Here is an 18,472-nt window from a genome sequence, read left to right on the forward strand (position 1 = left end):
AGGTGTGACATGGGCGGCGTCTTCGGACTCGACCTGGCACTGCTGGCGGACGACCCGACGAAGCTGGACATCGACATCCCACTGCCTCCGGTGCGGCTGCGCGGCCGTCTGGAGTGCCGGCAGCCTGACTCGTACTCCGGTGTGCTGAGTGCGGCCGTGCCGGCCACTACGGTGACCGCCTTCGGGCAACTGAACCTCGCGGCACCGGGCGGCCCGGCGTTCGTCGCGCTGATCGGCGCCGTCCTCCCCCCGCCCGGCCTCCAACTCGGCCTCGGCTTCTCGCTCGGCGGTGTCGGCGGCGTGGTGGGCATCAACAAGGCGGTGAACCAGGAGGCCCTGATCGCCGCCATCGCCGACGGCACGGCCGACGACCTGTTGTTTCCCCCCGACCCCGTGGCCGCGGCACAGCGCGTCGTGCCGCGGCTGCCGGCGCTGTTCCCGACCGCACCCGGGCGCGCTGTCGTCGGGCCGATGTTCCAGGTCTCCTGGGGCGGACGGATCGTCTCCGTCTCGGCTGCCGTCGTCGCCGAGCTGCCCGACCCTGTACGGCTGTCGCTGCTCGGCGTGCTGCGCGTCGCGGTGCCCGACCCGGCGGTGCCGCTGATCGACCTCAAGGCCACCTTCGCCGGGCAGTACGACAGCTCCGAGCCCAGCGCGTTGCTGATGGCGAGCCTCACCGGCTCGCACATGGCGGGGGTGCCTCTCGAAGGGGATGTCCTGCTGCTGAGCCGGGGCGGACGCGACCCGACGTTCGTCCTCAGCGCCGGCGGCTTCCATCCGGCCTACCCCATCCCGCGCGGCGTCCCGGCACTGCACCGGCTGACCATGAACCTCTCGCCGGTGCCCTGGATCCAGCTGCGCTGCCAGGCATACTTCGCGATCACCAGCAACACCCTCCAGTTCGGGGCCCGGATCTCGCTGGTCGCGGAGATCGCCGACTGCGGTCTGCGCGGCCAGTTCGGACTCGATGTACTGATCCGGCGGGAACCGACCCTGTCGTTCACCGCCGCCATGCGTGGCTCGGTCTCCGTCGAGGTGTTCGGTGAGTCACTGCTCGGCATCGCCTTCGCGCTGACACTGGAAGGGCCGGCGCCCTGGCATGCGGTCGGGCACGGCAGTATCGATCTGTTCCTGTTCAGCGCCTCCTTCAGCTTCGACGAGCGCTGGGGCAATCCTCCGCCCGCCCTGCCGGCCGAACCGGCGAATCTGCAGGGCAGGCTGGAGAAGGCGTTCAGCCGCCCGGAGGCGTGGAGCGCGATACCGCCCGCCAAGGGCGAATACCTACCTGTGCTGCTGTCCGCGGCCGCCAACCGGCTGATCGGCGATGGCAGTCTGGTCCACCCGCACGGCACCATCGTCGCCCGGCAGCGTGTCCTGCCCTTCGGGGTGGACATCGAGCGCTTCGGCCCGTCGGTGGTCGACCCCCCGGAGAACTGGGACGTCGCGTTGTCCACCCTCGGCGGAGAGGAGGCCTACGACGGACCGACCGAGGACGTCTTCGCCCCCGGCCAGTTCCGCAGGCTCAGCGACGACGAGCAGCTGACCCGTCCCGCGTACGAGACCTACCGCTCGGGCAGGCGCTTCGCGGCCGACATCTCCGAGCCGGAGAACGACGCGTTCGTCAAGGCCACGCTGGACTGGGAGACGAGGGTGGTCCCGGACCCCCGTCCCGAGCGGCCCCTGAGTCTGCTGCGGTTCCTGCGCATCGCGTCTCTGGCTGACGCCGAGGACGTGGCCGTCGCGACCTCCGTACGGGACCCGCGGTGGTGGCAGACCGAATTCACCCTTCTCGTGGCCGACCGAGCGCCGATCGCCGCGGTGTCAACGTGGTCGATGGCCCCCGTGGAGACAGCGGAGGACGGGCCGACGCCCACGGACGCGGAGCTGCTGCTGCGGTGCGGCGCTCTCGCCGGTGTACGAGCCGTCGAGGCATGGGAGGTGGGGAGCTGATGCCCGAAGACCTCGAATTCGCCCCGTACATGCAGAGCTCCATCGGCGCGGCGCTCAGCAGTACGGTGCCCGACGGACCGGCGCTGATCACGCCCGAACTCACGCTCGTCGGGCCCAACAGGGAGATGAAGGTCCGGCCGCCTCTCGGTGGCCTGCGGATGCTCGGCCCCGAAGGTGTGATCGGCATCGACACCGGGCGGGTGGTACGGGTCGACCCGCCACCCGGCATCCAGGACGCCGAGCCGAACTACATGGCCTGCGTCGAGTTCGACGCGCCCGAACTGCCGTGGCTGTTCACGCCGGCCCGCCCCGACGGCGACAGGCTGCGGCCCTGGCTGGTCCTGGTAGCGCTGGAGACCGCCGGGCACCCGCTGCGGAGCGGCCGCGCGCTGCCGTTCGTGGACGTGGACGCCGCCGCCCTGCCCTCGCTGGGACAGTCCTGGCAGTGGGCCCACGTGCAGCGCCCGGCGGGCCGGTCGGAGCCGCTGACCTCACGGCTGCTGTGTCCCCTACGGCTGAAGTCGGACACCGACTACACGGCCTGTGTCGTGCCCGCCTTCCAGGGCGGGGTCGTGGCGGGGCTCACCGGCGGTCTCACCGACGCCGAGCCCCACGGCGACGCCTGGTGGCCGGGCCAGACAGGCGTCCAGCTGCCCGTGTACTACAGCTGGCAGTTCCGCACCGGCGCGCCGGGCGACTTCGAGCAACTCGCCACCGCGATCGTCCCGTTGTCGCCCGAGGAGAGCGCCCTGCTGGCGGGGCGGACCGTGGACATCACCGAGCCCTGGCTGTACGACGAGCCGCTCGCCTCCGACGGGCCGCCCGGCACCCGGCAGACCATCACCGTGCAGGGCGCGCTCCAGCTGGTCGACACTCCCACGGAAGGGCCGGGAACCGCCTTGATCGACTTCGCCGAGCGGGTCGGCGTGTACATCGACCGGGGCAGGGAGGACGTGGTCGCACCGCCCCTGTACGGCGGCCATCCGGCCGTGCGCGACCGGATCGGTGACCGCGAGGAGGGGTGGCTCGAGGAGCTCAATCTCGGTCCGGAGACCCGAATCGCGGCCTCCCTAGGCACCGGTTGGGTGCGGGACAACCAGGAGTGGCTGATGGCCAGGGCATGGGACCAGATCGGTGCCGTCCGCGAAGCCAACCGGCTGCGCAACCGCACCGCGTTCTGCGCCGAGGTGTCCGGGTCGGTGCACCGGCGCGACGTGCAGACTCTCGCGCCGGACGAGACCCTCGGGTTCGCAGCCCCGGTGCGCGACCGCGTACGTACCGACAGCGAGCTGCCGCTGAAGACGGAGGTCGCGGTCAGCCCGGCCCCGAACGAGCTGGTCGCTCCCGCCCTGCGGCGGCTGCTGCGCCGCCGTGGGCCGCTGGCCCGGCACGCGGGCCTCGACAGCGAGTCGTACGCACGCCGCACGCTCAGCGGCGAGCTGCTGCCGTCGCTGCCGACGGCGATGGTGACCCGGCCGACGCAGCCCGAGCCGATGGACGGGGAGGACGCGAACGCACTCAACGCAACAGTGAACAACGCGGTGCGCGCCACCGGTGAGCTGCGCGACGCCGAGCGGATCAGGCTTCTGTCGGCCATGGCCCCCTCGGCCCTGGCGAACGGCTTCGACACCCAGGCGAGCGCGATCACCGCGCTCCTGGACCGCCCGGCCGCCACGCTCGGGGCGGCCCTCGCGCCGGAGGACGCGCCTCTCACCGGGGCGAGCCGGTTGTTCCGGGCACTGTCCGTCGCCGACCCGGCCAACCTGGTCGGCGACGTGTCCCCGGCCTTCGCCGAGCGTCCCCCGGACGCCGTCATGACGCTGGTCGAGCCCGACACGGCGCTGATGCCGGACGCGTCGATGGCCGACGATCCCGCGACGCACATCCTGGAGTTCGGCGTGCCCGTCGACGCGGGCGCGATGGGCGGCCGCCTCACCCAGGCCCTCGACCCCGCCCCGCTGCTCTCGGCCAGGCTGGACAGCTCGGTCACCGTCCTGTCGGAGAACGCGTTCACCGTGCCCGAGGCACCGGGCGAACCCATCATGGCGTGCCCCGACTTCGCCGCGCCCATGGCACTGGCCCTGCAGAAGGACGCCCCCGACTGGTTCCTGCCGGGCTCGGCGGAGATCCCCGACGACCGGGCCGTGCTGCTTCAGGCCAACGCGCCGTTCATCGCCTCTTTCATGGTCGGCGTGAACGACGAGATCAACCGCGAGATGCGCTGGCGCGAGTACCCCACGGACCTGCGTGGCAGCCCCTTCACCCACTTCTGGCCACGTCCGGACGGGGCGCCGGACGTCCCGCCCGTGCACAGCTGGACACGGGACCAGGGACTCGGCGCCCAGCTCGCCCTGGACGCCGGCGAGGTCGATGTCCTGCTCATCCGGGGTCGTCTCGTGCGCCGGTATCCCAACCTGATCGTCGCCGCCGTGCCGGCGTCGTCGGTGAGCGACACAGAGAACCTGGCGGAGGACACGTGGCAGCACCCGAAGATGGTGCTCACCCTGGATGAGCGGACAGTCGCCTACACCTTCGTGCTGGACGGAGACATCCATGACTGGTGGTTCGTGCTCGCCGAGAACAGCTACCGGATGCGCTTCGGATTCGACATCCCGGTGACGCCTCCGCCGCCCCCGCAACCTGCTCCTGCGCCGCCTCCGTACGAGCACTGGTCGGACCTCACCTGGCAGCAGGTCCCGGAAGGCGGCTTCGCTGATCTCTCCGCGATGCCCGAGGTGCCCGCACAGGAGCAGCCCGGACCGGACCGGTGGAACGCCGCCACGGTGGCGATGGTGTCCCTGCAACGGCCTTTCCGGGTCCTCATGTCGGCCCGCAAACTGATCGGAGACCCGCGGTGAGCATCAACCTGGAACTGGCTCGGGCCCGCCAGGAGGTCCGCGACGCCCGGATCAGCCTGCAGGGCGCCCGCACGGAACTGTCCATGTGCACCAAGCGCATGGTGGCTGGGGAACCGGGAATGGAAACCGAACAGTTGACCGCGGCGCAGGAGGATGCAGCCGAACAGGAGACGCGCCACGACGCCGCTCGCGAGGCTTACGACGAACTGGCCGCCGCGGAACCGAAGCTCTGGGACGACGACAGCAACGCCGATCCGCTGCTCCTCCTCCCGCTCCGCCTGGAGACGGTGTACCGCAACGCCGGAGAGGCCGCCCTGGAACTGCTGATCCGTGCCTACCCCGACGACATCCACGTCGACTCCCACGATCCGGCCCTCACCGCGGCCGAACGCGCCGCAACCGAGGCGTACTGGCGCGAGGTGTGGGCCGCGGGTCCCCACTACGAGCGCCGCCAGGGAGCCTGGACGCGGCTCGTCGCCGCGATCGGCCCCGGACGTGCTGCCTGGGCGGTGAAGGCGCTGCGGCCCGACCGGACGGAGCCGCCGGACACGGAGACCCCGGCCGGCGCCATCGGGCCGTCACCGGAGCCGTGGGCGGCGCAGCCGCAGATGCGTGAAGGCGCCTGGTCCCGGGCGGCGCACAGCTACGTGCTGCCCGACCGGCTGGTGTTCTCCGGCTACGAGGCCGACAGCGGCGGACAACCCGTGCTGCTCTGGCGGGAGGAGGGCGCGCCCATCCCCGAGGTGCTCGACGTCGGCCCCGGCCAGGGCTCGCCCGAGCCTCCCGCCTGGCTGAGCGACTTCGACGAGGCCGTCCGCGTGGGCATGGGGGTCAAAGTCCTCATCGAGGGCGAGATGCGGCCCGACTTCGCACTGGTCACCGTCGCCGGGGTACGGGGCGGGACCACGGAGCACACTGCGGAGCTGATCGGCGCCCTGCTGGACGCGCACCGCTGCACCGACGGCCTGGCCGTGCTGCCCACCGGCACACCCACGAACAACACCGAGGCCACCAGGTCCGCCTGGCGCACCCGCATGCCCCCGCCGACCCCCGAGGAGGCCGACGCGCAGCGCGCCGCCCTCGGCGACCTCGCCCCCGGAGATCCCCAGGCCGCTGCCCGGACCACCTTGGCCCTCGGCCCTGTCGCCGGACGTGTAGTGGCCGAGACCGCCGACGGGCTCGACGCCGACGACCACGACCTGCTGACCGAGCTGCACGCGGCGATCGGCGCCATGGCCGCCGCATCCACCAGATGGCAGGACTACGACGTCAATACCCCCGTCAATCTGACCTTCCTCGTCTCGCACTTCATCGACCACGTCCGCGCCCGGGGCCGGTTGCCCACGCTGCGCGTCGGCCGCCAGCCGTACGGCATCCTGCCCGTCACCTCGCTCGACCTGTGGCACGGCACCGAGGTCGACCTGCGGATCCTCAACCACATAGAGGCATTCCGCACCCACGTCGAGCTCCAGTCCTGGCGTTCGCCGAGCGTCGGCAGCGGCGGAGACGCCGACGAGGTCATCAACGACCTGCTGCACCGGCTGCCCGCCTCACGCCGGGTGCGTTTTGTGCAGCAGGTGCCCGTAGACCCGCCCTTCCAGCCTGTGCCCTTCACCCCGGTCGGTATCCCGGTCAAGAGCAATTTCGCCTGGCTGGAGCCCCCCGACATGGCGATCCCGCCTTTCCCCCTGGAGTTCTCCGTCGCCACCGAGGCCACGCCGGAACTTCAGGAGCTGTTGAACGCCGGGCCGCTCAGCACGCTCTTCGGTGTCCTGCGCGAGATCGGCCGGATGCGATCCCAGAACGCCGACGTCCCGCCGGAGGTCCTCCAGCAGATGTTCGACCTGGCCCCTGCCTTCAAGGGACTGCGCGACGGCCGTCTGGGGCTCTGGTACCACTTCGCCGGCATCGTCCTGTACATGTACCACCAGCGGAATGAGCAGCGCGCACAGTCCGGTGGCGCGCTGGAGTCCGTCGTGAGCCTGCTGAACGGTCGGGTGACGGTCCCCGACGACACGGTTCCGGACCTCTTCGACTGGGCGTCCATGGCCATCGACCGGCTCGCCGTCGCCGAAGGTCTGGCCTGCGGGGACCTGCCGCGGCTGGAGCGGCTGCTCTGCGAGGTGCTGGACGCCCAGTCCCACCGCCTGGACGCGTGGATCACGTCCGTCGCCTCGGCCCGGCTCGACCGTCTGCGCCACGACCGCCCCGAAGGCACCCACCTCGGCGCGTACGGCTGGGTCACCGATCTGCATCCCCGGGGCTGGGAACCGCCGAGCGTGCCGACCGATCCGGAGGACGACGAGCAGATGGCCGGAGAGGACGGGGAGGGTGGCGAGGAGGTCACCGAAGGCGGTGAGGGGGCTCCTGAGGGCGGTGTCGAGGTCACCGAAGGCGGTGAGGGGGCCCTTGAGGGAGATGAAGAGGTCCCTGAGGACGAGGAGGCCCGGAAGGCCTCGCTCTTGGGCGAAATCCCCGCCGACACCGGAGACGACTCCGGGGAGGACGAGGACGGCACGTCCGGGCAGAACAACGACGGCTATCTCGTGGCCCCCTCCATGCACCAGGCCACCACCGCCGCCGTCCTGCGCTCGGGCTGGCTCAGCCACTCCGACAAACAGGCGTTCTCCATCGACCTCAGGGCGAACCGCGTGCGCAAGGCGCTCGCCGTGGTGGACGGCATCCGGTCGGGCCAGACTCTCGGCGCGCTGCTGGGCTACCGGTTCGAGCGCGCCCTGCACGACGCCCACCTGGACCAGCTGATCAACGCGTTCCGCACCGGCTATCCCACACCGCACCTCGCCGATCCCGAAGCGCCGGACAGTGAGAAGGCCCGTACGGCGACAGCCGCCCGTGACGTCGTCGACGGCCAGGCTCTGGTCGCCGACTTCGTGGCACACGGCCGTCAGCTCCAGGATCTGGTCTCCCTGCGGCTGACCGCCGACCTGCTGCCCCTGCTGGACCAGGCCCTCCCGCTCGTCAAGGACTTGGAGGCCACCATCGACGCCGTCGGCGACCTGCTGCTCGCCGAGAGCGTCCACCACCTCGTCGCGGGCAACCCGCAGCGCGCCGGACAGGCCGCCGACGGCATCGCGCGCGGCGACAACCTCCCCCAGGACTTCGAGGTGTTGCGCACCCCGCGCGCCGCCGTCGACATCACGCACCGCCTCGGCCTGCTGGCTCCCACGACCGGCACGGACGGCTGGGCGGCGGACCGGCCGCTGGCCGCCCTCGATCCCGCCCTGGAGCGCTGGTGCCAGACCCGCCTCGGCCCTTCATCCGGTTGGAGCTTCGCTTTCGGCGACCCGGACTCGCCCACCCCGGTCGGCCTGGCCGAGCTCGGAGTCTGCGCGCTGGAGACGGTGCTGGGCGCGGGGCTGTTCGGCAACCGGGCGGACCAGGCGTCCACCGCCCTGGGCGACCCTGGCGGCACCCTGGCGGGGCGGCTCCTGCGCCAGGCGCCCGCGGGCGTGCGGGTCACGGAGGCCGGAGCGGCGCGGTTCGCCGAACTTCAGCTGTTGTGCCGGTCGTTGGCTGATGTGCTGGCCGCAGGCCGGCCGTTGCTCCTCACCGATCTGGACGCCGGAGCGGGTGCCGACTGGTCGGCCGCCGACCTTCCGGAACTGGCGTCCCGGATCACCGCCTGGCACGAGGCGGTCACCTCCGCGCTCGATGAACTGGCCGAGGAGATCGAGGAGTTGCCGGACACGGCCGACGAGGTGGTGCGGAGGCTGGAGCTCCTCGCCGACCTAGGGGTGTCCAACGCCTGGCCGACTACGGGCGCCGAGCAGGTGGACGCGCTGCGCGAGCAGGCTCATGCAGTACTGAGCCGCTTCCGGGCCGAGCCGCTCCCCCCGCTGCCGGGACCTCCGCCGCAGGAGCCGTCGGCGGTGCTGGGGTGGGTGACACAGCTCCGTACAACCGTCTCCTCAGTGTTCGGCCGGGCGCTGCCCGTCCTGCCCGTACTCCGTCTGAACGGCAGCGTCGCGGCAACCGCGCTGACCGGTCCCGCCCCGCAGGGCGCCGACGAGGAAGCGGTCATGGACTGGCTGCTGGACATGGAACGGGTCAGGCCGCAGGCGCGCGTCCTGGGTGACGCGCTGACGGCCGCCGAGACGCTGTCCGGAACGGCACCGTGCGCCGCCGTCGTGGCCCAACTACCCGTCGGGCAACCGTGGATCGCACGCGGTCCGGCCCCCGTACCGTCCCGCAAGAACCCCGCCCCGCATCACTGTGCGGTGCTGCGCGCCGACGGCGCGCCCGACCCGGACCGGATCGCCGGGCTGGTCGTGGACGCCTGGACCGAGAACGTGCCCGAGCCCGCCAGGGGCGACCCCGGCGACCAGGAGGAGCTGGGCGGGCTCGCCTTCCACTACAACCAGCCCGACGCCCGGGCCCCGCAGGCAGTGCTGCTGGCCGTGCCACCCGACCCACAGCGCGGCTGGCGGATGCAGGACGTCCACGCCGTCGTCGAAGAGACCTTCGCCCTGGCCCGGCTGCGCGGCATGGACCTCAATGACCTGTTCGATCTGCGCGGACTGCTGCCCGTGCAGTGGCTGAGGCCGGAGCATGGGATGTTGCCGCTATGAGCACTATGTTCAGGTACGAGCCTGTGCCGCGTGACACCGGTATGGAGGAGGCACTCGCCGCCCGTACCGCTGACGCCGCGTGGTTCCTCGCCCGCCAGTACGGGTTCGGGGAGTTCCGGGGGGATGACGCCGCTTCCCCTGTGTCGGTTTCGATCGCCCAGGAGACCCACAGGCTGGACCGCTGGCGCAGCGACGCCGACGCCGAGTGGCAGCCGTACGACCCTGCCACGATGGTGCTGGAGGCACTGGTCGAACAGGAACCTGTGGAGGGGCCCGACAGCCGGCTGCTGGTGGCGGGCGCGCTGCGCTGGCGCCGGGCGCTGGCTGCCGCCGGACTCATTGCCCTGCTGCCGGCCTTCGCCCGGGTCTGCCCCTTCGACACCGAAGGCCCGCTCGCTCCGACCGGCCTGTCCGCAGCCGTCCGCGACCGGCTCCCCGACCCGCTCGCCCTCGCCCCCTGGCTCGCTCGCCTCGCCGATCGCGACGAGACAGCTGCCAAGGAGTTCGACGCCCCCGACACGGCCCGCGACGCCCTGGCCACCGCAGCGGCGGCCTGGCTGTCCTGGTGGCAGGCACGCGTGCCGGTGGTGGAGCAGGCCGAGGCGTCCGCGCCGCCCGAGGCGTGGAACGCCAACCGGCTCGAGTACGCCTTCGAGGTGTCCGCCTCCAGCCTGCCGGGCCTCGAACTGAGCGCCGACGAGTACCACGGTGGCCATCTCGACTGGTGGGCCGTGGACGCTCCGGATGCCCAACTGCCCGTCGACGCGAGCGCGACACGGCGGGAAGGGCGCAGGATCATCCCGACGCCGGCGGTGTACGGCGGCATGCCCGTGTCCCGCTTCTGGGAGATGGAGGACGCCCGCACCGACTTCGGCTCCATCGACGCGTCCCCCGCCGACCTGGGGCGGCTGATGCTCGTCGCCTTCGCCACGGTGTACAACAGCGACTGGTTCTGCATCCCGCTGCCGCTCGTCGTCGGCTCCCTGAGCCGGGTCGTGGACTGCACCGTCACCGACGTGTTCGGCGGCGAGGCCCCCCTCCACCACGCCACCGCCGACGACGGCGAGGGCTGGAACCTCTACGGCCTGGGGGACACGGCGTACCCATTCCGCACCCCCGACATGTTCACCCCGCCCTCGCCCTGGATGTACCGGCCGGCCTCACTGCCGGGCGGACTGGAGAGCCGTCCGGTGGAATCGGTGGTTCTGCTGCGCGACGAACAGGCCAACCTCGCCTGGGCCGTGGAGGAGTCCGTGGCCGACCGTGCCGACGAGCGGGTCGACCGCCACGAACGCTGGACGACCGCTGCCCGCCCACGTCCGACGCCCGAGCCCGGCACCGCCCCGCGCTACCTGGTGGCGACCGAAGTCCCCGCGCACTGGTACCCGCTGGTGCCGCAGGTGCTCGCCGACATGGAGTCGATCCGCTTCCGCCTCGCCGGTCTGGTCCGCGACGAGTCCTCCCCTGGGGCGCCGCTCGGCCGGCTTCTGGGCGAGACGGACTGGCTGTTCGAGGAGGAGGTGCCGCGCTCCGGCATCAGGGTCGAGCGCAGCCGTCAGTTCACCCGGTGGCAGGACGGTGCGCCACACTCCTGGACGACCCGTCGCAAGGTGAGCGGCTTCGGCGGCGGTTCGAGCGGCTTGCGCTTCGACGTGCTGGACGAGCCCTAGCCTCGCGACAGCGCTCTCGTGAGCTGGGACGATGGGCCTAGTCCGGGGTTTTGTCGTCGCCAGACGAAAGCACTTTCCGTGTGTAGCTATCGGCTCGCGGCCCGACCCTGTGGTGTCCGCTGACGCGTCGGGGTGATCAGGCACGCCGGACACGTGGGCCGGCGGACCTCCCCGAAGCCACCGGGCTGACGGCGGCGTAGCATCGAGCGCGACCTCCGTAAGACTCGCGCGCGACCGACCGAAAACCCGCTCCGACAAGACAGCAGAGCACCCCCGTGAACTCCACGTCGATCCGCTTGATCGAGCCCTCCGACGGCCCCGCGCTCGCCGGCCTGCTCGCCCAGGACAAGAAGGCGTATGCGCGCTGGCTGCCCGCGAGGCCCGCGGAGTTCTACACGCCCGACGGGCAAGCCTCGGTCATCGAATCCCTTCTGGCTTCCCATGCCCAGGGGCTCGCGTGGCCCGGCGTCGTGGTGTGTGACGAGACCGTCATCGGACAGGTCGCCATCAGCTCGATCCTGCGCGGCCCGTTCCAGAAGGGGTTCCTCGGCTACTGGGTCTCCTCTCCTCACCAGGGCCTCGGGCACACGAGCCGTGCCGTCGGCCTCGCGCTGCGGATCGCCGAGGACGAGCTGAAGCTGCATCGCCTGGAGGCGCACACCCAACTGGAGAACGTCGCATCCCAGGCAGTCCTCCGCAAGCACGGATTCACTTCCTGGGGCATCGCCCATGACCACTTCTACGCCGACGGCGCATGGCACGACGAAGTGTTCTGGGAAAGGAAACTGACCGGAAGGCTCGCCTCCTAGGCTCGCCGCTGTGCGCTCAAACCGGGGCACTTCCTCGCGTGCCTTCGCCGGGATGACTGCCCTGCTCGCACCCGGTACCAACACGAGGTCGCAGTCTGCGCAGCGCGTGATTCCTCCAGACCAGGTGGCGCACCGTGCAGCACTACGTGGTCGAGATCGACCGACGCCGGTACACCGGGCCGGCCCTCACGAAGCTGACGGGGTCCGCAGCCCCTATCTTCGCTGGCGAGCGGGAGTTTCATCTCCGCGAGATCGCCGAGGCCGGAGCGATTACCGCACAGCGGCATGAGCGGCGACAGGTGTGCCGGGTGGGCCTGACCGGCCTCACAGGGGTCACCGGGGTCACCGGGGCCACCGGCATGAAGGACCTGAACCGAGCGAGGCCGGAATTTTTCGGCCACCCCAGACGCCAGACGCCCACCGCCGCCCAGCTCGGGCTCCAGGCGCTGGACTGCGTACTGGCCTGCGAGGTCCGCCTGCTGATCCTGGACGACCTGCACTTCCTGGAATGGCGCAGAGCCGGCGGCATCGAGGTCAGCGGCCCAACCGGACCACACCCGGAGTATCCCCCGATGCGGCTAATCGAATGATCTACGGATCATCTGCCGTGTGGTGACCGATCCCCGTCCCACTGTGTTCCTACGCTCCCAACGACCCCTCGTGAAAGGCGGGCCCCTCAGCGGTGGAGGACGAAGGCTGTGATGCGCCGTCCGACATCTCCCAGCCGCCGCGGCACGGGCCCGCGTTTCCGCAGAGGTCGATCGGTGACTGACGAGCAGCGGAGAGGCCCTGCGGGCAGGTGTCCCTCGCGGCTTCTCCCTCTCCCACGAGGAAGAGCGGTATGCGTTCCATCATCAGTAGGAAGATTCTGACCGCCGCCGCGGTGGCGGGGATGCTGTCGCTGACCGGCGGCCTCGCAGTGGCGGCGAACTCGGCAGGCAGCACCGGTGATACGCCCGGGTCCACCTCTGGCGGCCACCACCAGGAGATCGGGCGGCTTCCCGGGGACCTCTGCAAGAGGCTCGATCTCGGCGAGCTCGCCTCCGGAGCGGTCGGCGACCTGTGCGCCCCGGCGCTACAGGCTCAGGACAACTCCCCGGAGGAATACGGCGAATACGGCGACGGGCACCCCGACCACCCCGCGCCGAGCCCGACACAGCCCTCCACGCCGCCGAGCAACCCGGGCGGGCCGGGCGAGCCCACGCCGACACCCACTCCGACGTCCTCATCCACACCCCCCACCCACCCCAACGAACCATGTGAGGAACCAGAGCCCGGCAAGGAACCCGCGCCAGGATGCGAAGAACCCCACGAGCCGACACCGACACCCCCCTCCACACCACCGAGCAACCCGGGCGGGCCCGGCGAGCCCACGCCGACACCCACTCCGACGTCCTCATCCACACCCCCCACCCACCCCAACGAACCATGTGAGGAACCAGAGCCCGGCAAAGAGCCCGCGCCAGGATGCGAAGAACCCCACGAGCCGACACCGGCACCCCCCTCCACACCGCCGGCCACCCCGCACGAGCCGGGCGAGAACCCGACTCCGACCCACCCCGGGCCGCCCCAGCTACCCGACACCGGAAGTGATCCCCTCCTCATGGGCGCCGCCGCACTGAGCGTGGCGCTCGTCCTCGGAGGAACCGTCGTGTACACACGAAAGAGCCGTGCAGTGCAACGCCGCTGACGCGTCCTCAAGCACCAAGGGCCCGCGCTTCATGGAGGTGCGGGCCCAGCGCACGTGCTGATGGATCGATGTACTGCCCGGCTGATCGTGGGATGGTTCAGCCCGGCCAAGGGCTCGGCGGCGGGGATCTGCATCTGTGTGATCTCGGCGTTGCCCGCGAGAAGATCCTCCAGCGCCTCGGCAGCGTGATCGCTCCTGCTGCCCCCGGCCGCCCGACGGGTCAGCCTGGGGTGCCCGCCGCCCAGCGCAGGCCGCCCAGGAGATGGCGGCGGAAGGCAGGGTCGGTGTAGGCATCGCCCGCGTGCCCCAGCGATGTGTAGAAGGAGCGGCCGACGTCCAGCTCCTGGCACCACACCAGGGGGTGGTCGGCGCCCATGCCACCCCCCTCGTAGCCGGATTCGTCGATCGTGGCGAGGATGCGCACGCCGGGACGGCGCGGGTTGCTCCGGAAGTCGTACCACTCGTCGTTCCGCTCCCACCGCAACGGCAGGTGGATCATCGCCGGGTGGTTCCGGTCCTCGACGAGCACGGTGCCGGGCTGGAAGTCGGGGTGGCCGGCGAAGCGCGCACCGAGCAGTTCGCCGTAGTAGGGCCAGTGGTACTCGGTGCACGCGGCGGAATGGATGCCCATGAAGCCGCCGCCGTCCGAGATCCAGCGCCGCAATGCGGCCTGTCCGGCCGGGGTGAGCACCTCGCCGCTGGTGGACAGGAAGACCACCGCACTGCGCCCCGCCAGCGAGGCGTCGGTGAAGACCGCAGGGTCTTCGGAGGTCTCCATCGTGAAGCCGTGCGCCTCGCCCAGCTCACGCAGAGCCGCCTGCCCGGCGGGGATCGATTCGTGGCGGTAGCCCGTGGTGCGGGTGTATACGAGAACGTCCGACAGGTGGCGGATCTGGTGCATGCTGGCACTCCGTGTTTCAGCGTGGGTCGGGCCGGGGCGGCGAGCCACCGCTCAAGCGGCCTGTGGGGGCTCGCCGCCCGGGCTCAGGCCGAGATGGTCAGGGCCGTAGCTCGCCGGCTCCATCCATCCTGGCGGCTTCGAGGACCTCTGCGGGGACGTACGACGCGCTGAAGACCACCGGGCCAGGTGCACCCAGCTTCTCCTTGCCGGGAAGGCCAGCTTGTCGAACGCGCAGCCGGCGCCGCGCTGAACAGCGCCGCCATCAGGCCGCCGACACCTGCGTACAGGATCGTGTGAGCAACCAGCGCAGACAGAAGCCGTTGTCGACCTCGAACAGGTGGTGGAGGTTGTCGACGAGCGCGACGTTCTCCCGGAGGACGGGTTCGGCAGACCGTCGATGCCTTGCCGACCGGCCCCACTTCCTTGGGCACCGAGTTCACCGAGGCGGACAGTGCCGGGTGCCGGTCGCGCCGAATGCGCGCATGGCGCCGGTGGTTGACCGATGGGGGAACGCAGCTTCGCTTGGCCGGAGAGGCGCCACGTAACGCCTTGAATGACCGCGGTGACCTGGGGCGCCGGGGGCCAGCCTGGCGATACTCCCTCGTCTGCCCGTCGGCGCGTGCCACCCGCCGCCCACTGGCCGAGACCCTCCACCCGCAATGGAGAGTGCCTTTGCTCACGCCCACTGCCGAATTCCAGGACGATCCCGGTCAGGCCTACCGCGCGTGGCCAGCGGTTGGCCAAGTAGCCACTCAGCCCCTGATCTACTAGTCATCGAACCGTCACCTTTAACGGCGACTGCGGCCCGTATGCCTCGCAGATTAGATCGATCGCGATCATTACCGAAGAAAAGCGCACCAAGATCGTACGTGTCTGTAACGTACCAGGAGAAAGCTTCCTGCATCGTCCAAGATACGCATATGTGTACCCCTACCCGGAGCAGCCCAGCACACCGATGAGTCACAGCACGGCGGATCGCCCCGCCCTCAACGTCCCGCCGTCAGACAACCAAGAAGGCGCTCCGCGCCGAAGCCGCAGCGCTGTAGAGAACCCGGTCGCCCAGATCCGCGACACCGCACGAACCTCCGTGAACCACCACAGGTGTACGGACCTCCCCGTGTTCGGGCGAGGAGACTCATCAACTCACCCCAGCATGAACAGGAGCGCGCCCTCCGCCGCCCTCACCTGCGGCCGGAGCCCGGCCAAGCTGCTACGGCCCTCACACACACCCAGCGGCGGCTACGTTTCGACGCACCCCGACGAGCGCCCGCAGCGACCTCTTGACGCATCTCCCGATCGCGACCGTGACCCGAACAGGCCGCCGTTCCGGTCAGCCGTGACCCCGGAGGATGCCTTCGACGGTCTATACGTGTATGCCGCCCCAGGGCTTGTTCACCAGATCCGCCTGCTCACGGGAAACCGAGGGTTCGCCTTTGAAGCCGTGGAGCACGCCTTCCACCACGCCTGGGAGCACTGGCCCGAGGTCGCCTGCAATCCTGACCCCGTCGGATGGGTGCGCGCTCAGGCGCATGAGTACGCACTATCTCCGTGGCACCGATTCCGTCCCGTGCTCCGACGCGCCGAACCCGCCCCAACCGATCCGGTCCTGAGGGCCCTGCTCGAACTGCCTGCGGCATGCCGTCGCATCGCCCTGCTCTGCGACGGTCTGGGGCTCAGCGTCTCTCAGGCGGCCGCCGAAACGGAAGCAAGTACTACCGTCGCCAGAAATCGGCTGCTCCATGCACGTGTTGTCATTGGTCAACGCGTTTCCGAGCTCGACGACGATTCCGAAGAGGTGAGTCGCGTGCTGAGGAAGCTTGTAGCCGAGGGGGCCTCGGCGACGCTGCCCAGCGCGCGGTCCACCCGAGCCGGCAGCGAACGACGTATCCGCATCCTCACCCGGGCCGTGGGCGCGCTGACGGCAAGCTTCCTTGTCGTCATCACGCTCTCGGCGCTCACCGCCCCAACCCGCCACGAGCCAGACCACCCACGGGGCAGTGACACCAGCGGAGTTCCGACACACGTGGAGGACAGGCAGTCGGGGTCTTGAGCCGTGTCGGCGAAGACGGTGATGGCGCGCTGACGCCGGGCTGTGGTCCCGCCTGATCATATGGCGAGTGCGTGGTCCCCAGCCGCGTGGACGACCCGGCATACCGTTGCCGGACCACAGTCATCGCAGACGGCGGCTACCGCGGCACCGGCGATACGACATACCCCATCACCTCACACCAGAAACGAGCGACGCGCTCAGGTTCTGCGCAGTCAAAGGTGACTTGAACTGCTTGATCGATGTCATCGGCGCGGGACCCGGTGAAGTTGCGGCGGGCGATCGTGGTGATGATCTCTGCCCAGGGCCAGTCAGTGCCGGACATCACCTCGTTGATACAGGTCAGCGCCGACTATGTGCGCGATGTCATCCATGCCTTCAACGAACGGGGGTTCGAGGCACTGGACCCAAAATGGAGCGGGGGGCGCCCCAGGACGATCAGTAGCGAGGTGCGCGAGCACATCTGCCTGATCGCACGGACGTCTCCCACCGACTGGCGCATCACCGCCTTCTCCACCTGGAGCCTGACCAAGCTGGCCGGGCACCTGGTGAAACAGTCAGTCGTCCCGGCGGTCGGCCGCGAGGCCCTGCGGCGGATACTGCGCGAGGGCAAAGTTTCCTGGCCGTCGACCACCACCTGGAAATCTTCGAACGACCCGGACTTCATGGCCAAGATGGACCGGGTCCTGGCGCTGTACGACACGCCGCCGGCCGATGGCCGGGTGGTGTGCGTGGACGAGTTCGGGCCGCTGAATCTGATGCCGCGCAAGGGCAAGGCGTGGCGTCTACGCCGCTCGCCTCGTCGTCTGCGAGCCACGTACAACCGGTACGACGGGGTGATGCACATGCTCGGCGCCCTCGATCTGGCCACCGGCAGAATGTACTACCGGATAAGGCCGCGCAAACGATGGCGCGAGTTCCTGGCCCTGCTCAGGACCCTGCGCGCCCGCTGGCCCGGCGAGAAGCTGTACGTCGTTCTGGACAACTTCTCCCCGCACAAGCACGCCAACGTGCGGGCCTGGGCCGCGGCCAACGACGCCGAACTGGTCTTCCTGCCGACCTACGGCTCGTGGCTGAACTGGATCGAGTCCGAGTTCGCCGCCCTGCGCTACTTCGCCCTCAACGGCACCGACCACCGCAGCCACCACGAGCAGAACACCGCCATCGGCGCCTACGTGCGCTGGCACAACGCCCAGGCCGGGCCGAAGGCTAACTTCGCCCCGGACTCGCCCATCCGCACCTGGACCAAGTACCCGGCCAAGGCCGCCTGAAGAGCCGTTACTCCTCCGGCAGTTCCACGATCACCAACGTGCCCCGGCTTCCGGGGCGGACCGCGTGTACAGTCCCCGCCGTCACCATGAACAGCTCGCCCGCCCGCACCGACACCGGCATGCCGTCCACCTCCAGCTCCAGCCGGCCGTCGAGGACCAGCAGAGCCTCGGCGGCCCCATGGCTCTCTTCCTCGACCGGCAGCCCGTCCATGCGCAGTACCTTCACGCAGGCCGCCCCCACCATGCCCAGCTTGCGAGAGCTCCATGCCTCCGGTAGACCGGCCGCCGTCTCCGCAAGGTCGACCGCACTCATGGCACACCCCTCCTCACGGACCCGGTCGGTCATGCCGAAACGGGCCCGCACATAAAGATCAATGGATGCCCTGAAAGCTACCTGACCAGGAAAAACAAGTGGTCGACCGTTTGGCAAAGCCTGTCGCCGGGTCCAGAGCGAAGCCGGCCCGCGACCCACGCTAGAAGCTCATCCAATACCCGGCCAACGATCCGGCACGAGCCACTAGCCGCTTCTTCGTCGTGCAGTCGCAAGGGGGAAGCGACGTCGATGCCTCCAAAGGGTGGCTCGCCGTCCGGGCCAGACCATGGCCCTCGCCGCGTATCCCTACGGCAACGGCAGCCTGTCGACCCGGGGACGCACCTACGGAGACGAATCCTCCCGAGCGAGGACCG

9 protein-coding genes and 1 pseudogene are annotated in these 18,472 nt (G+C 70.4%); 7 read left to right on the top strand and 3 right to left on the bottom strand.

The features are described 5' to 3' along the window. The first annotated feature begins 9 nt into the window (after positions 1-9). The 6 genes from AC07FA_RS05835 to AC07FA_RS05860 all read left to right on the top strand — a co-directional run bounded on the left by AC07FA_RS05835 (position 10) and on the right by AC07FA_RS05860 (position 12,466). Positions 10-1,950, top strand: coding sequence for a DUF6603 domain-containing protein (locus tag AC07FA_RS05835; protein ID WP_479073466.1), 1,941 nt, complete (start codon positions 10-12; stop codon positions 1,948-1,950). Beyond that, positions 1,950-4,808, top strand: coding sequence for a hypothetical protein (locus AC07FA_RS05840; RefSeq protein WP_479073467.1), 2,859 nt, complete (start codon positions 1,950-1,952; stop codon positions 4,806-4,808). The genes AC07FA_RS05835 and AC07FA_RS05840 overlap by 1 nt, the downstream gene beginning before the upstream one ends. Beyond that, on the top strand, positions 4,805-9,397 hold the full coding sequence (locus AC07FA_RS05845) for a hypothetical protein (protein WP_479073468.1): 4,593 nt from the start codon (positions 4,805-4,807) through the stop codon (positions 9,395-9,397). The genes AC07FA_RS05840 and AC07FA_RS05845 overlap by 4 nt, the downstream gene beginning before the upstream one ends. Next, positions 9,394-11,067 carry a hypothetical protein gene (locus tag AC07FA_RS05850; RefSeq protein WP_479073469.1) on the top strand — a complete coding sequence of 558 codons (1,674 nt, stop codon included), beginning with the start codon at positions 9,394-9,396 and terminating at the stop codon, positions 11,065-11,067. Before AC07FA_RS05845 ends, AC07FA_RS05850 begins: the two co-directional genes overlap by 4 nt. A gap of 275 nt (positions 11,068-11,342) precedes the next feature. Then, complete coding sequence (locus tag AC07FA_RS05855; protein ID WP_479073470.1) at positions 11,343-11,876, top strand: GNAT family N-acetyltransferase; 534 nt, start codon at positions 11,343-11,345, stop codon at positions 11,874-11,876. Positions 11,877-12,022: 146 nt separating this feature from the next. Continuing rightward, complete coding sequence (locus tag AC07FA_RS05860) at positions 12,023-12,466, top strand: hypothetical protein (protein ID WP_479073471.1); 444 nt, start codon at positions 12,023-12,025, stop codon at positions 12,464-12,466. Between the two features lie 1,320 nt (positions 12,467-13,786). Here AC07FA_RS05860 and AC07FA_RS05865 read toward each other — a convergent pair. Continuing rightward, complete coding sequence (locus tag AC07FA_RS05865) at positions 13,787-14,467, bottom strand: ThuA domain-containing protein (protein WP_479073472.1); 681 nt, start codon at positions 14,465-14,467, stop codon at positions 13,787-13,789. Positions 14,468-16,659: 2,192 nt separating this feature from the next. After that, positions 16,660-16,758 (bottom strand): annotated as a pseudogene (locus AC07FA_RS05870) (VOC family protein); the annotation flags it as partial. Between AC07FA_RS05870 and AC07FA_RS05875 the strand changes: the two are divergent. Beyond that, a complete protein-coding gene (locus tag AC07FA_RS05875; protein ID WP_479073473.1) occupies positions 16,757-17,785 on the top strand; it encodes an IS630 family transposase in 1,029 nt (342 codons plus the stop codon). The pseudogene AC07FA_RS05870 and the gene AC07FA_RS05875 overlap by 2 nt on opposite strands. Positions 17,786-17,792: 7 nt before the next feature. Here the strand turns inward: AC07FA_RS05875 and AC07FA_RS05880 are convergent, their stop codons facing one another. After that, complete coding sequence (locus tag AC07FA_RS05880) at positions 17,793-18,098, bottom strand: cupin domain-containing protein (protein ID WP_479073474.1); 306 nt, start codon at positions 18,096-18,098, stop codon at positions 17,793-17,795. Positions 18,099-18,472: the final 374 nt, after the last annotated feature.

It is taken from the genome of Streptomyces sp. NPDC045968, from assembly GCF_056430475.1.

Excerpts from the sequence above, each read along its gene's own strand:
- AC07FA_RS05880 (WP_479073474.1), bottom strand. The coding sequence starts at position 18,098 with ATGAGTGCGGTCGACCTTGCGGAGACGGCGGCCGGTCTACCGGAGGCA.
- AC07FA_RS05850 (WP_479073469.1), top strand. The coding sequence starts at position 9,394 with ATGAGCACTATGTTCAGGTACGAGCCTGTGCCGCGTGACACCGGTATG.
- AC07FA_RS05835 (WP_479073466.1), top strand. The coding sequence starts at position 10 with ATGGGCGGCGTCTTCGGACTCGACCTGGCACTGCTGGCGGACGACCCG.
- AC07FA_RS05875 (WP_479073473.1), top strand. The coding sequence starts at position 16,757 with ATGTCATCGGCGCGGGACCCGGTGAAGTTGCGGCGGGCGATCGTGGTG.
- AC07FA_RS05840 (WP_479073467.1), top strand. The coding sequence starts at position 1,950 with ATGCCCGAAGACCTCGAATTCGCCCCGTACATGCAGAGCTCCATCGGC.
- AC07FA_RS05865 (WP_479073472.1), bottom strand. The coding sequence starts at position 14,467 with ATGCACCAGATCCGCCACCTGTCGGACGTTCTCGTATACACCCGCACC.